General features: G+C 36.6%; 14 protein-coding genes. 8 read left to right on the top strand and 6 right to left on the bottom strand.

Annotated features, from left to right (window positions below; all coding sequences use genetic code 11):
* The first annotated feature begins 189 nt into the window (after nucleotides 1-189).
* Together AC3WSK_RS18490 and map are read left to right on the top strand one after the other, a co-directional pair.
* A complete protein-coding gene (locus AC3WSK_RS18490) occupies nucleotides 190-735 on the top strand; it encodes a DUF7010 family protein (RefSeq protein ID WP_079562705.1) in 546 nt (181 codons plus the stop codon).
* A gap of 321 nt (nucleotides 736-1,056) precedes the next feature.
* A complete protein-coding gene (gene map / locus AC3WSK_RS18495; RefSeq protein ID WP_079562706.1) occupies nucleotides 1,057-1,812 on the top strand; it encodes a type I methionyl aminopeptidase in 756 nt (251 codons plus the stop codon).
* Between the two features lie 24 nt (nucleotides 1,813-1,836).
* Here map and AC3WSK_RS18500 read toward each other — a convergent pair whose 3' ends face one another.
* A complete protein-coding gene (locus AC3WSK_RS18500; RefSeq protein ID WP_079562707.1) occupies nucleotides 1,837-2,550 on the bottom strand; it encodes a TspO-related membrane protein in 714 nt (237 codons plus the stop codon).
* Between the two features lie 203 nt (nucleotides 2,551-2,753).
* On the opposite strand from AC3WSK_RS18500, the gene AC3WSK_RS18505 reads away from it, so the two are divergent.
* Nucleotides 2,754-3,584, top strand: coding sequence for a polyphosphate kinase 2 family protein (locus tag AC3WSK_RS18505; protein WP_427484245.1), 831 nt, complete (start codon nucleotides 2,754-2,756; stop codon nucleotides 3,582-3,584).
* A gap of 287 nt (nucleotides 3,585-3,871) precedes the next feature.
* Nucleotides 3,872-4,459 (top strand): GNAT family N-acetyltransferase, encoded by a 588-nt coding sequence (locus tag AC3WSK_RS18510; RefSeq protein ID WP_427484246.1) that lies wholly within the window; start codon nucleotides 3,872-3,874, stop codon nucleotides 4,457-4,459.
* 51 nt (nucleotides 4,460-4,510) lie between these two features.
* Here the strand turns inward: AC3WSK_RS18510 and AC3WSK_RS18515 are convergent, their stop codons facing one another.
* Both AC3WSK_RS18515 and AC3WSK_RS18520 read right to left on the bottom strand, forming a co-directional pair.
* Nucleotides 4,511-5,074 carry a beta-class carbonic anhydrase gene (locus tag AC3WSK_RS18515; RefSeq protein ID WP_427484247.1) on the bottom strand — a complete coding sequence of 188 codons (564 nt, stop codon included), beginning with the start codon at nucleotides 5,072-5,074 and terminating at the stop codon, nucleotides 4,511-4,513.
* 180 nt (nucleotides 5,075-5,254) lie between these two features.
* Complete coding sequence (locus tag AC3WSK_RS18520; protein ID WP_276207769.1) at nucleotides 5,255-5,389, bottom strand: hypothetical protein; 135 nt, start codon at nucleotides 5,387-5,389, stop codon at nucleotides 5,255-5,257.
* An 878-nt stretch (nucleotides 5,390-6,267) separates the two neighbouring features.
* On the opposite strand from AC3WSK_RS18520, the gene motA reads away from it, so the two are divergent.
* Nucleotides 6,268-7,071: a flagellar motor stator protein MotA gene (gene motA / locus AC3WSK_RS18525; protein WP_079562711.1), complete on the top strand. Its 804-nt coding sequence runs from the start codon at nucleotides 6,268-6,270 to the stop codon at nucleotides 7,069-7,071.
* Nucleotides 7,055-7,825 carry a flagellar motor protein MotB gene (gene motB, locus AC3WSK_RS18530; RefSeq protein WP_079562712.1) on the top strand — a complete coding sequence of 257 codons (771 nt, stop codon included), beginning with the start codon at nucleotides 7,055-7,057 and terminating at the stop codon, nucleotides 7,823-7,825. The genes motA and motB overlap by 17 nt, the downstream gene beginning before the upstream one ends.
* Before the next feature lie 66 nt (nucleotides 7,826-7,891).
* Here the strand turns inward: motB and AC3WSK_RS18535 are convergent, their stop codons facing one another.
* Entirely contained in the window at nucleotides 7,892-8,113 is a 222-nt protein-coding gene (locus tag AC3WSK_RS18535) for a DUF1128 domain-containing protein (protein ID WP_079562713.1), read from the bottom strand.
* Nucleotides 8,114-8,318: 205 nt separating this feature from the next.
* Here AC3WSK_RS18535 and AC3WSK_RS18540 point away from each other — a divergent pair, with 205 nt between their 5' ends.
* On the top strand, nucleotides 8,319-8,645 hold the full coding sequence (locus tag AC3WSK_RS18540) for a hypothetical protein (RefSeq protein WP_079562714.1): 327 nt from the start codon (nucleotides 8,319-8,321) through the stop codon (nucleotides 8,643-8,645).
* A 24-nt stretch (nucleotides 8,646-8,669) separates the two neighbouring features.
* The gene (locus AC3WSK_RS18545; protein WP_427484248.1) at nucleotides 8,670-9,608 is read left to right on the top strand and encodes a YihY/virulence factor BrkB family protein; all 939 of its coding nucleotides are present in this window, start codon (nucleotides 8,670-8,672) and stop codon (nucleotides 9,606-9,608) included.
* 55 nt (nucleotides 9,609-9,663) lie between these two features.
* Here AC3WSK_RS18545 and AC3WSK_RS18550 read toward each other — a convergent pair whose 3' ends face one another.
* Both AC3WSK_RS18550 and AC3WSK_RS18555 read right to left on the bottom strand, forming a co-directional pair.
* On the bottom strand, nucleotides 9,664-11,568 hold the full coding sequence (locus AC3WSK_RS18550; protein ID WP_427484249.1) for a heavy metal translocating P-type ATPase: 1,905 nt from the start codon (nucleotides 11,566-11,568) through the stop codon (nucleotides 9,664-9,666).
* 392 nt (nucleotides 11,569-11,960) lie between these two features.
* A complete protein-coding gene (locus AC3WSK_RS18555; protein ID WP_492414286.1) occupies nucleotides 11,961-13,499 on the bottom strand; it encodes a fumarate hydratase in 1,539 nt (512 codons plus the stop codon).
* Between the last annotated feature and the right edge of the window lie 60 nt (nucleotides 13,500-13,559).

Here is a 13,559-nt window from a genome sequence, read left to right on the forward strand (position 1 = left end):
TTGCTATCAAAACATAAAGACAGATTAAATTTAGATACTGTGCAGTAATCAAGTTTCCCTTCCTAAGCAATTTCTCCATAGCTTTCAGTTATGACAAAAATTGCATTATTGAATAATCAATGGTAAAAATAGTTGAATGATGGTATATTATATAAATCTTTTGCCGATTTTACGAAAGGGAGCGCGTTAATGAATAAAACACTTGAAAATTTACAAAAAGAAATTATATTTGAAGCAAAAAAAGGATACCCCATTTTGCTTTCTGGCGCCGTTGTCTTTTTAATTTTCGCCTTTATGCCCTTAGTTTTCCCAATAGAAGCTATACGTTTAATTTGGATATTTGGCTTAGGTGTCATCTTTCCTATTGGGATTGTCATTAGTAAAATTCTGGGTGTTAATTTACTCTCTACTGACAACCCTTTAGGTACTTTAAGTGGAATAGTAGCAGCTCCTCAAGCTTTTTATATACCTGTATTTATAATTGTGTATATGAAAATACCTGAATACCTGCCCTTCACAATTGGCCTACTAGCAGGCTCTCATTTTCTGCCTTACATATGGATTTATAAAAGCAAAGCATATTTATTTGTTACTTTAGGAATCTGTCTTTCTGCTCTAATTTTAGGTGGCTTCTTTGTTGGTCAAGCTTTCACTCTAGTACCTTTAGCAATGTCTATTGTTTATGGAGTTGGTGCTCTTTTAATTCTAAGAGAACTCAAAGTCAGTCATGTTTAAGCACCTATTGTCAGTTGAATAACAGTAAACCACTGAATCTTTTTAAAAAGCATCTGAATAAAGGTGCTTTTTGTCTTTTCTAATGCTGCAACTGTGAAATAGTTAGATTCAGTTAGCGGAAAATAAAAAAGCAGAGTTAAGCGAAGCGCCAGCAACAAAGCGCCCAGCCGGAACGGAAATCAATCTCACGTTATGGAGATAAGCCTGTTTTCAGCACTTTATAATTTAAGATGGCATATAATATTTAAAGCGTTTAGCGTTTTAAGCATAGAAAGTTATGTTATATTAAATAGTAGATATTAGATGAAAGGGACGTTAAAAATGATTGTAAAAACGCAAGAAGAAATTGAAGCCTTTAAAAAAATCGGCCGTATTTGTGCTGAAATTCGTGAAGCAATGAAGGCTGCTACAAAACCAGGTGTAACAACACTAGAACTAGATGAAATTGCAGGCCGTATGTTTGCTGAGGCCGGAGCAGTTTCTGGACCTAAAGGGGAGTATGATTTCCCAGGATACACATGTATTAGTGTTAATGAGGAAGTCGCACATGGTATTCCAGGTGAACGTGTGATTAAAGAAGGAGATATCGTCAATATAGATGTATCTGGTTCATTAAACGGCTATTTTGCTGATACAGGCATTTCATTTGTAGTTGGTGAAGGTTATGAGGATAAAGAAAAGTTGTGTCGCGTAGCCAAAAGTGCTTTTGATCGTGCGATGACAAAAGTAAAAGCTGGATCAAAATTAAACCAAATCGGAAAAGCTGTTGAGCGTGAAGCATATGCTAATGATTTAACAGTGATTATGAACCTAACAGGACATGGTTTAGGTCGTTCTTTACATGATGAGCCAAACCATATTTTAAACTATTATGATGCATGGGATTCTACAATTATGAAAGAGGGTATGGTTCTTGCAGTTGAGCCATTTATCTCAGCGAAAGCGGAGCATATTGTGGAGTCTGGTGATGGCTGGACATTCGTTACGCCAGACAAATCATTAGTTGCTCAAATCGAGCATTCAATTATCGTTACAAAAGACAAACCAATTATTTTAACTTCACTTGATGAACAATAAAAAAGCTAAAATCCTGCTACCAATTTATTTTTGGTGGGCAGGATTTTTTTTAATAAATAATATACCGACAAGTAGCACCCCACATAAAAACAAGGCTGCCGTTGACACAAGTAGCTCATCAAAACCATTATGTAATACGACCCCTATATAGGACCAGATAAATACACTTGGATAGATAATATCAAAATAATGGAATCGAATATGTAGTGCTATTGCAACCCCAAGTGTCAGTAAAATAACTGCCCACAATGGATCACTAAGTCCAAAACCATTCCATTGGTAGGATGTTAGCGTGAAGCTTACATTTGTCATCAGGCTGAATGTAACCCATGCGAAGTAAATCGAGAAGGGTAAACGACCTGTAAGTGAGTTATTGCTGAAAGGGTACGTTTTGTACAACTTTGATAAATACAGTACTAAAATAAACGTACTGACGATTGACATGATAAATAATTCGTGATGCCAAACAACAATTGCTAGCGCCTGCATGATACATATGCTACTAAAGAGAACAGTCTGTTTAATAGATGTCTTTTTTAGATTCATGACTAACCAATAACCAAGTAACATGTAAACCACAATCCAAATCACATAACTAACATTAAAAGGTGCAAATATTACTGGAAAACGATTTGAAATCTCTAAGGAAGATTGACCGTTTATTTTCATGAAATAGGATGAAAAGGTTAGGATAAGTGAGACAATGTAAGTGATTGTCATCAAAAAAAATCGAGGCATGTTTTCCTCTCCCTTCGTGTTAAATTGTATAGGGAAAAGACAAATAAGTATAGGACTGTAACGTACTATTTTCATTATAACGGAAATTTCCAACAATGTATCGTGTTGTTTCGCTAAAATTATCTACAATTTACCATTTAAATAGGCGTTCATATATTTCTTTAGTACAATGGAAGTATACAAATGTAAGGAGTGAAGTTTTAATGACTCAAAATTTAAATGATCTAGATCTAACAGTTAATCTAGATAAGAAAATGTATAAAAAGAAATTAAAAGTACTCCAGTATGAAATGTTAAATGCTCAACAGTTTTTATTAAACAATAAAATAGGGTTAATTTTAGTATTTGAAGGTATGGATGCCGCTGGTAAGGGGGGCGCTATTAAGCGTCTAATTGAACGTGTTGATCCACGTGGTTATGTCGTACACCCGATTTCAGCGCCTCAGCCCCATGAACTACGCTACAATTATTTACAACGCTTTTGGAGAAAGCTGCCACAGCATGGACAAATCGCAATTTTTGATCGCTCTTGGTATGGTCGTGTATTAGTTGAGCGTATTGAAGGATTTGCAACAAATGAAGAGTGGTCTCGTGCATACGGAGAAATGAATAATTTTGAAAAGATTTTAACGGCAGGAGATTATATTGTCATTAAGTTTTGGCTTCAAGTATCAGATGAGGAGCAACTTAAACGTTTTAAAGAACGTGAGCAGGATCCATATAAGTCTTGGAAGCTAACAGATGAAGACTGGCGAAATCGTGAAAAAACACCACTGTATGTAGAGGCTGCAAATGAAATGTTTGAGAAGACTGATAAGAAAAATGCTCCATGGGTTCTAATATCAGGAGACGATAAAAAGTATGCTCGTGTACAGGTACTGCAAGAGACACTAGCACATATCGAACGTGAAGCAAAAAAACGTGGCCTTCATTTAACGAATGTCTTAGACAAAACGCATTTAGAAGATGCTGAATCGTCTAGCCTTGAATTGCTAGAAGAGAAGCCTAAAAAACAAAAACAAAAAGTGAAATAATGTTATTGATGCTGTAACAACAAGACGAGATGTTTTAGTTGTAGCAGCATCTTTTTTTACATACAATAAAATAAAACTTCAATTCGGTGGGTGTTTACCCACAAATTGTTAGTGAGCATAATAGTCAGCTAATCGTCGACTATGTTGATTGAAAATCAATTTAAAACAGGGAACGACAGTTATTGACCTTTAAAGTGAGATACAGTGAAACTTCAGGCTATTAGGGTTAGATCCATTGAAAATTGAATGCAGGCTTTAAACAATTATCGGAAGGTTAGTGTGGAGAAATGGTGCTTAAAATTTGGAGACTATTGAGGAAAAAGGGTGAAAATGTGGTATCAATTCAGGGGGATAAATGCTACATTCGCACATTTTACGAAAAAGATGCACAAAGTTTAACTGATCTCGTAAGCCGCAATAAATATTTTTGGTCTACATACGAACCGTTACAACGACCTGAATATTATACAATTAATGCTCAATATAAAAAAATTCAAGAAAGCTTATACTTAATGGACTCAAAGAGGGAGTTTACTTTCGGTATTTTTGAGCCGGGTACAAATAATCTAATAGGACATATTGCTCTTTATGCAGTAAAACGTTTACCGTATTCCAGTGCATTTGTTGGCTATGCGATGGATGAAATTTATGTGGGGAAAGGGATCGTAACAGAAGCGGTTAATATGGTTGTGCAATTTGCGTTCGAGCAAGTAGGCTTACATCGTGTAGAGGCTTATGTTTCAACACAAAATAATCCTTCTATCCGTGTTTTAGAAAAGTCTGGGTTTCAGCAAGAAGGCCTCTTGAGAAAGCTGCTGTACATTAATGGCAAATGGGTGGATCATTACATGTATGCACGTTTAGAGAACGAATAAAAAGAAGCGTCTAACTTTCAAGTCATGAAGGATAGACGCTTCTTATCTTTACTATTGTTTGCTACCGTCTATGATTAAGTCAAGGCGACCTGTATTTGGATCAACTACTAATCCATGAACGGGCACATCTTTCACCATTAACGGGTGATTGCGAATTGTATCTACGCTTTTCTTAACACTTGTTGCTACGTCGCCAAAGCCACGTAAAAACTCTTTTAAATCAAGACCTGAATTTTCTACCGTTTTGATAGTTTCAGGGTTAATTCCTCTAGCAACCATTTTACTTAGCATTGCTTCTGGGTCAACTGCGCTCATACCGCAGTCGTAATGTCCAACAACATACACTTCATCTGCTTGTAGTTCATAAACAGCTACAAGTAAACTACGCATAATTGCACCAAAAGGGTGACTAACTAATGCCCCAGCACTTTTAACGATTTTTACATCGCCATTACGTAAATTCATAGCTTTAGGTAACAGCTCTACAAGTCGAGTATCCATACACGATAACACAACGATGCGTTTATCAGGATACTTTGTTGTAATAAAAGGCTCATACTTTTTTTCTTGAACGAAATCTTCATTAAATTTAAGAATATCTTGTAACATTGTCATGAAAGATTGCTCCCTTCCCTACAGAAATATTTTAGAGCAAAATGATCAATATGCAAATAATAATGACAATATTCACGCAATTTTTTTAAGAAAAAAAGAAGTTTAGTAATCTTTTAGCGAAATGAAATAAGTAAAAAAATAAAAAACAGCTACGTTATGTAGCTGTTTTTTATAGATAGATTAGAATTTTTCACTTGGTTTTGGATCTATAGTTACTGAAGACTTAGTATCTAAACCAACTTGTAGGTAGTGGATGAAGAATCCCGTAGAAATTAGTAAAACGGCTGAAAAGCCTAGTACAGTCGTAATGAACATAATAAAAGCTCCTCTCTACTGAAATAATCTACAATAATATCTAAAGTAATTATACAATAGGTTGCTAGGAAAATCTAAGGAGAATTTATGACATCCATAAGATACCTAGTCTGGACTAAGATTAGTAGGTATAAAATACTTAAAATGCCTAGTTTTTATTACAAAGAACAGATTCTTTTTTCCCTATCCGCAGTAATGTTATTTATATTCATTTACCTCAAGATTGATCGTAAAGTCATGCGTCAAGCTTTGATTTAGCTCATTCTTCAATAGCTCTCCAAACGACATTCTCTTTCTACCCTCCATACGAAAATAATAGGCAGCATTCTCTGTAGCAAGACAGTGAAATAGGTAATTCCGTACCTTTAGGTGGTGAAAAAAGTTTTTTGCCCAAGCATAAAGCCGAATCCATACGCAATTATGCCGAGGTATAATTGATTAAATAGAGGAAAAAAATAAATGATTCTTTAGAAGTACTTTAATTGTGAGAGTGAAAAAAAGTATCGTCTGACACATCAATAAACAGTTGTTTTACACTATTTTCTTATAAAATTTTAGTAATTATCTGAAGTTGTTTTTGATTGTCCGTCGAATAGCTTATATAGTGAAATTGATATTTTTAGGTATTTACTCCTTCTTTTACGACTCATTCAGCAAATTTTAATAGTTTTGTGTTGAAGGATAATAACAAATTCTTAAGTGATTTCAAATAAAGACAATTTAATGTATTATTCTTAATTCGATATAATCAAATATGGTCGGAAAGTGAATAAAAAGTATTTATTACATCGAAAAAAATGTGAAATACATTTATACTATATTAAAATTATGGAAAAAAAGACGAAATAAAGCTTAATAGGAGATTTGGAGGTTCTAGAATGGATATATCGTCGATTGTAGGGTTAATACTTGCGCTAGTAGCGCTATTAACAGGAATGGTGCTAAAGGGTGTAAGTTTAAGTGCGTTTTATAACCCAGCTGCCATTCTAATTATCATCTTCGGTACAATTTCCGCAGTAACAATTGCCTTCCCAATGAAGGAGTTAAAGCGTGTACCAAAGCTATTTAAAATTCTTTTTAAAGAAACAAAATTAGCGGATGATATTGAGATTATTAAGATGTTTTCACAATGGGCTGATTTAGCTCGCCGTGAAGGTCTACTAGCGCTTGAAAGTAAAGCTTCAGAAATAGAAGACCCATTTTTGAAAAACGGACTTACGTTAGCAATTGATGGTCAAAATGCGGATTATATTCGTGACGTCCTAACAGAAGAAGTCGAAGCAATGGAAGAACGTCATGCTAGTGGTTCTGCAATCTTTACACAAGCTGGTACATATGCCCCGACTTTAGGGGTACTCGGTGCGGTAGTAGGTTTAATCGCCGCGTTAGCAGATATGAATGACATAGAAAAGCTAGGACATGCTATTTCAGCTGCTTTTATGGCTACATTACTAGGTATTTTTACAGGTTATGTTTTATGGCATCCATTTGCGAATAAATTAAAACGTAAATCTGCTATCGAAGTTAAGCAAAAAAGAATGATGATTGAAGGCATCCTTTCTGTCTTAGAAGGGGAGGCGCCACGTGTTATCGAACAAAAATTATCTTCTTACTTAACAATGGAAGAACGTCGTCAAATTTCTGATGAAAGCGGGGCGGGCGGCCTTGGCAAAGAAAGCTAAGAAAAAAAAGCATGATGAGCATATCGATGAGTCTTGGTTAGTTCCGTATGCAGATATTTTAACGCTGCTATTAGCAGTATTTATCATATTATTTGCATCAAGTTCAGTAGACCAAGAAAAACTAGAGAGAATGTCAGCTGTGTTTAATCAAGTATTTGATGGTGGTACAGGCTTTTTAGAGCAGCCTGCACCGATAGAAAGTCCAAATGCAGAAAGTGACAAAACACCACAACAAGCGCAAAACTCCGCGTATTTAAAGGATCAGAAGGAGTTAGCTGAAATTAAAGATAACGTTGATAATTTTATCGCAGTTAATGAGATGGAAGGTCAATTTGCAACAGCGATGACTGATGAGGGTTTACTTGTAACAATTCGTGATAGTATTTTGTTTGATCCAGGGAAAGCAGAGATTAAACCAGAATATAATTCGATAGCTAAAGAACTTTCAGATGTATTAGTATCTAATCCACCGCGTAGTATTGTGATTACGGGCCATACGGATAATGTTCCAGCTGGTCCTAACTTCACTTCTAACTTACAACTCTCAGTATTGCGTGCAGTGAACTTCGCAGAAATTTTAATAAACAGTAACTCGGAGTTAAATCGTCGAAACTTTAGTGCACAAGGTTTCGGTGAGAACCGTGCCATTGCACCAAATGATTCTGCAGAAGGACGTTCTAAAAACCGTCGTGTAGAAGTCTTAATACAACCTCTTGTCACTGAGGATGGTACTGCTGCAAAAAAAGCAAAATAGAAAAAAGCTATTAGTAACAGGCTTTGATGCCTTATTGCTAATAGCTTTTTATTTACAAAATCCTATTTATTTGCGCAAAGCGCCTAATTCAGCAACGATAGCCTGCATTTCGCTCGGACTAAATGTATCACGCTTCATGACCATTTCGTATAAATAAACAAGATCTTCGTAATCAGCTTCATTGAAATTTTCCGATTTCATTGCATCGACATTCACCATACGAAGCTTTTCTTTCATTTGATCAACCATATAAATAACGTTCTCTTTTGACGGTACTGATAAATCCATTATTTAAACCTACCTTTCATCATCCTCGGAAATATCATTTCATTGAATAAAAAAAATGTCAACACTGATTTGGGCATTGCTTTAAAAATAGACTGTTATTGGGTAGAATAAGGGCAGTAAGAAGTTAAAGCCTCTGGACGGCAAGTATGTCGAGGCGTAATTAATTTATTATTCTAAAACACATTTAAAACAGGGGGTATTTAATATGGGACGAAGTAAATTATTAGCATCCATCGTAGTTGGTGCTGCAGTTGGTGCTGCGTTAAGCATGTTGGACCGTACAACGCGTGAAAAAACAATAGCTACAACGAAACAGATGAAAGAAGCAATCACGTATTATGCAGCCAATCGAGAGGAATTACAAGTGCTAGTTGAGGAAAAAGTATTGGCCGCAAAAGTGCTATGTGAAGGTGTGTCAGAAAATGTAAATTCGATTGCTGATAAAGTGGATGAATTTAAAGAATTACCTTCCACAATCGAAAGCATGATTAATGATACAAAAGCAGCCTTTGCTTTACCTGATAAAGAATAGTTGTTCGTACAGGAGGAAATTTGTATGAAAAAGAAAAAAGCATCGATACGTACAGCTGTTGGTGTGGTGAAATCATTTGTCTCACCAGACGAAGACACTGTAGATGTAATGACATCGAGAGGCTTTATGCAAGATTTAATTCTCCGCTTTCAACGAGTGGAAATATCAGCTCTTGCCGCAGAATTGGCTTATTTCTTTTTACTATCTTTTTTCCCGCTATTAATTTTTTTAGTTACATTACTACCGTATTTGAATTTAGAGACGACGCAAGTGTATTCCTTTCTGGTGAATGTTATGCCGGACGAGGTATATAGGCTTATTGAAAATACATTAAATGAAATTTTAACAAGTCGTAATAGTAGTCTATTATCCATCGGGGTGCTTGGAACAATTTGGTCTGCATCTAAAGGGATTAATGCGTTGATTAGAGCCTTGAATAAGGCCTACGATACAGAAAATAGGGGGAGTATATTAGAACGAGGGTTATCCCTTATTTTCACTATAGCATTTGTCGTTGTTTTTGCTGTCGCACTACTTTTACCGGTTTTTGGGCAACAAGTGGGGCATTTCTTATTTTCGATTGTTGGCATTGAGGAGCAATTTGAAATTATCTGGCATAGAATGCGCTGGTGGATACCACCTTTACTTATTTTTATCGTATTAATAGGGGTCTATAGATTTATTCCGAATACAAATCCACGTTTGAAATTAATGAGTGTTTGGCCGGGTGCATTGTTTTCGACTTTGGGCTGGCTGGCAGTTACGTTCGCTTTCTCCTTTTATATTAATAATTTTGCGAATTATTCCGCTACATATGGCAGTATTGGGGGCGTAGTTATTTTAATGCTTTGGCTATATTTCACGGGAATTATTGTGATTTCTGGTGGCGTTTTAAATGCGACGATGCAGAAAAAAGCATTGCAAAAAGAACTTGTGATGCAGGAGACTTTAACAAATAGTTAGGAATATTAAAAAGGACAGCCTCGAAATCACGTTTTGTGATACGAGGCTGTTTGTTTTAGACGTTTTTATTCAGCATACGTAAGCCGTTTAAAATAACTAAAATGGTGCTACCTTCATGACCGATTACACCTAGGGGTAAATCGACGACTTGTAAAAAGTTTGAGGCAATTAATAAAACGATAACGCCGATTGAGAAGAAGATGTTTTGTTTGACGATCCGTTGCATTTTGCGTGATAAGCGTACGGCATAGGCAATTTTTGATAAGTCATTTTTCATTAAAACGACATCAGCTGTTTCTAAAGCAACATCTGTTCCTTCTCCCATAGCGATTCCGGTAGTGGCGGTTGCTAATGCGGGTGCATCATTAATGCCGTCACCGACCATGCCCACAAATTTATGTTCAGAAAGAAGTCGTTTCATCTCAGTCACTTTTGTTTCAGGGAGACACTCTGCGACGTATTCTGTCACACCTGCTTCCTTGGCAATTACCTTTGCTGTCTTCTCATTGTCGCCCGTTAGCATGACAACATTAATACCTAGTTCTTTTAGTAATGAAACTGCTTTTTTTGCTTCGTTTCGCACGGTATCCTTTAAGGCTGCCAATGCAACGATGCCATCTTTGTCACGAATGAAAATAACCGTTTTTCCTTCTGAAGCGAGTTTTTCTGCTACGCCATTTGCAAATTTATTTGCCTCATCTACACCAACAAAATCTGGTTTACCAACAAGGTACTCGACCTCATTAACGTAACCTTTAATACCCCAACCTGGAATATCTTTAATAGTGGTCTGAGGAAATTGTATGATCCCTTCTTTTCTTGCGAATAAAGTAATTGCTTGAGCAAGTGGATGGTTCGATTGAGCTTCAATACCCGCAAGGATGGACATTGTATTTTTACGGTCTGATCCTTCGCGAACAATGAAATCAGTAACGGTTGGTTTACCTTGTGTTAAAGTGCCTGTTTTATCTACTGCAAGTGCACGCAATGCACCTAGGTGCTCTAAGTGTAAGCCTCCTTTGAATAGCACACCATGTTTTGCACCATTTGAAATGGCAGCAAGTGTTGCTGGCATAATAGATGCAACAAGTGCGCACGGAGAAGCAACTACTAGGAGTACCATTGCTCGATAGAATGTTGTCGTCCAGTCCCAACCTAGTACAAAGTGAGGTAGAAACATCATGAGGGCAACGGCAAGTAGCACGAATTTCACATAAGTACCTTCGAATTTTTCTATAAACTGTTGTGATGGAGATTTTTCACTCTGAGCACTTTGTACAAGTTGAATAATTTTTTGGAATAGTGTTTCAGAATTTGGTTTTGTCATTTCCATTGTAATGGCACCATTTAAGTTCACTGTTCCTGCAAATAACTCGTCGCCTTCCTGTTTTGCTACTGGAAGTGGTTCGCCGCTAATTGCAGATTCATCGATAGATGACTGCCCTTTAAAGATTACACCGTCTGCCGGTACACGTTCACCGGGCTTAATAAGTAGGTGATCACCAATTTGTAGAGTTGATACAGCAACTTTCATTGGTTCAAAACCACCACGAACAAGCCATGCCTCTTCGGGTTGTAAATTCATGAGTGCAGAAATTTCACGGTGACTTTTGTTCATTGCGTATGTTTCAAGAGCACCACTCACAGCAAAGATGAAGATTAGAATAGCACCCTCCGTCCAATAACCTATTGCTGCTGAACCAAGCGCGGCTAATACCATCAATAGTTCAACGTTAAGCGCCTTATTCTCAATGGTTTCTTCAATACCTTCTTTTGCTTTAGCAAATCCACCAACGCAAAATGCAATAATATATAAAAGAATAGAAGCTGTTGTTTGCTCGCTAGTATCTAAACGCCATGCAAGCAAAATAAACAAACCTGCTATAAGGGCGGCGATTAATTCAGCATGTTCTTTTGTTTTCTCAATTAAACTAATGTTTTCTCGATTAGTATACTCCATTTTTATCCCTCCTGATAATGAAAATCAATATCAAAATCTATATAAATCAATGATTATAAACTTTTTATAATTGAAAATAGATTTCAATTAACTTCTTTCTAATTTAGAATTATTATAACAAAGGAATTTGGAAAAAGAAAGTGTGAAATTAGAAAGGACTTTAACTTTTTTCAGCAGGCCTAAGCACGAAGTCGATTTTAAACGCAATTATGCCGAGGTATAATTGATAGAAAGTGGAATATAAGTGGAATTAGATGGAGTTTGGGGTGATTGTGAGGCTTTTTGAAATGTTTTTGAACAAATGAAAAGCACAGATATTCATAGGAATATTCTGTGCTTTTCAAATTTGTGTAGTAAAAATGGCTTAACTTCTGAAAGAAATTGCTTCTTTATTAGAATACTCGTTCTGAGTGAAGAGCAAGTTTTTCTAGAGATGATTTATCTACATCTGCGTGTAGTGAGTTACCGTGAGAGTCCATTGTTACAACAGCTGTGAACTTCTCAACGTTTAAGTGCCACATCGCTTCTGGAATACCGAATTCCATTAGGTCAACACCGTCAACACCTTTAATGCAGTCTGCGTAGTATTGTGCAGCACCACCGATTGCATTTAAGTAAACGCCACCGTGTTCTTCTAATGCAGCAAGTGTTTTTGGTCCCATACCGCCTTTACCGATTACAGCGCGGATACCGAATTTTTTCATGATGTCACCTTGATATGGCTCCTCACGAATAGAAGTAGTTGGACCAGCTGCTTTTACTGTCCAGTTACCTTCTTCGTCTTTTGCCATTACAGGGCCACAGTGATAAATAACTTGTCCATTAAGATCAACTGGAGCATCGTGGCTCATTAAATGATGGTGAATTGCGTCACGGCCTGTATACATACGACCAGTGATTGATACAACGTCACCAACTTTTAGAGAGCGAATTTGTTCTTCAGAAATAGGAGCAGTAAGTTCCACTACATCTGTAGTAGTATCTTCTGTTGTTGCTGCAACTTCATCTTCTTTAAATGTAATTTTTTCGCCTTCTTGATAATGCCAGTTAATAATTTCGCCAGTTTGAGGATTGATGTCCACAGCCATACGACGGTATGCCCAGCAGTTATAAGCTACTGATACGTAGAATGAAGCAGGGATACGGTGCATAACACCAATTTTACAACCAAGTAATGTTGCTTCACCACCGAAGCCCATTGTACCGATTCCAAATGTATTAGCAGTTTTCACTACATACTCTTCTAACTTAGCAAGTTCAGCATTTGGATTTGTATCTTCCACATGACGGAATAATTGTTCTTTCGCTAAGTCGTAACCAGAAGAGCGGTCGCCACCGATACCTACACCGATGAAACCAGCTGAACAGCCTTGACCTTGCGCTTGGTATACTGAGTGAAGGATACATTTACGGATACCATCTAAATCACGACCAGCGCGGCCAAGACCTTCAACCTCACAAGGTAGGCTATACTGAATGTTTTTATTTTCACAGCCGCCACCTTTAAGGATTAATTTAATTGTGATATAGTCTTTTTCCCATTGTTCGAATTTCATAACAGGTAGACCGTCACCTAGGTTATTACCGCTGTTAGCACCTGTTAATGAATCAACCGCATTTGGACGCAATTTTGCATCTGCAGAAGTATCGACAATAGCTTTTTTAATAGCTGCTTTAATTTCTAATTGGTTTACACCAATAGGAGTATAGATTTTGAATGTTGGTAGACCAGTATCTTGACAGATTGGTGATACATTATCTTCTGCCATAATAATATTATTTGAGATTGTGTCTAAGCTCATTGCCGCACGAGTACCTGAATTCTCAGCTTCTTTAGCTTTCTTAATAGCACGACGTACGTCTTTTGGTAGATTCGTAGACGTTTCAGTAATTAAATCATAAAGACTTTTCTCCAAAGTTTGGATATTCATTTAGTATTGCCCCCCATAAAAATTTGATTATTCCCACGTAATATTATACTCTTTTCAACT

The organism is Lysinibacillus sp. EB271-A1-10B (genome assembly GCF_058791335.1).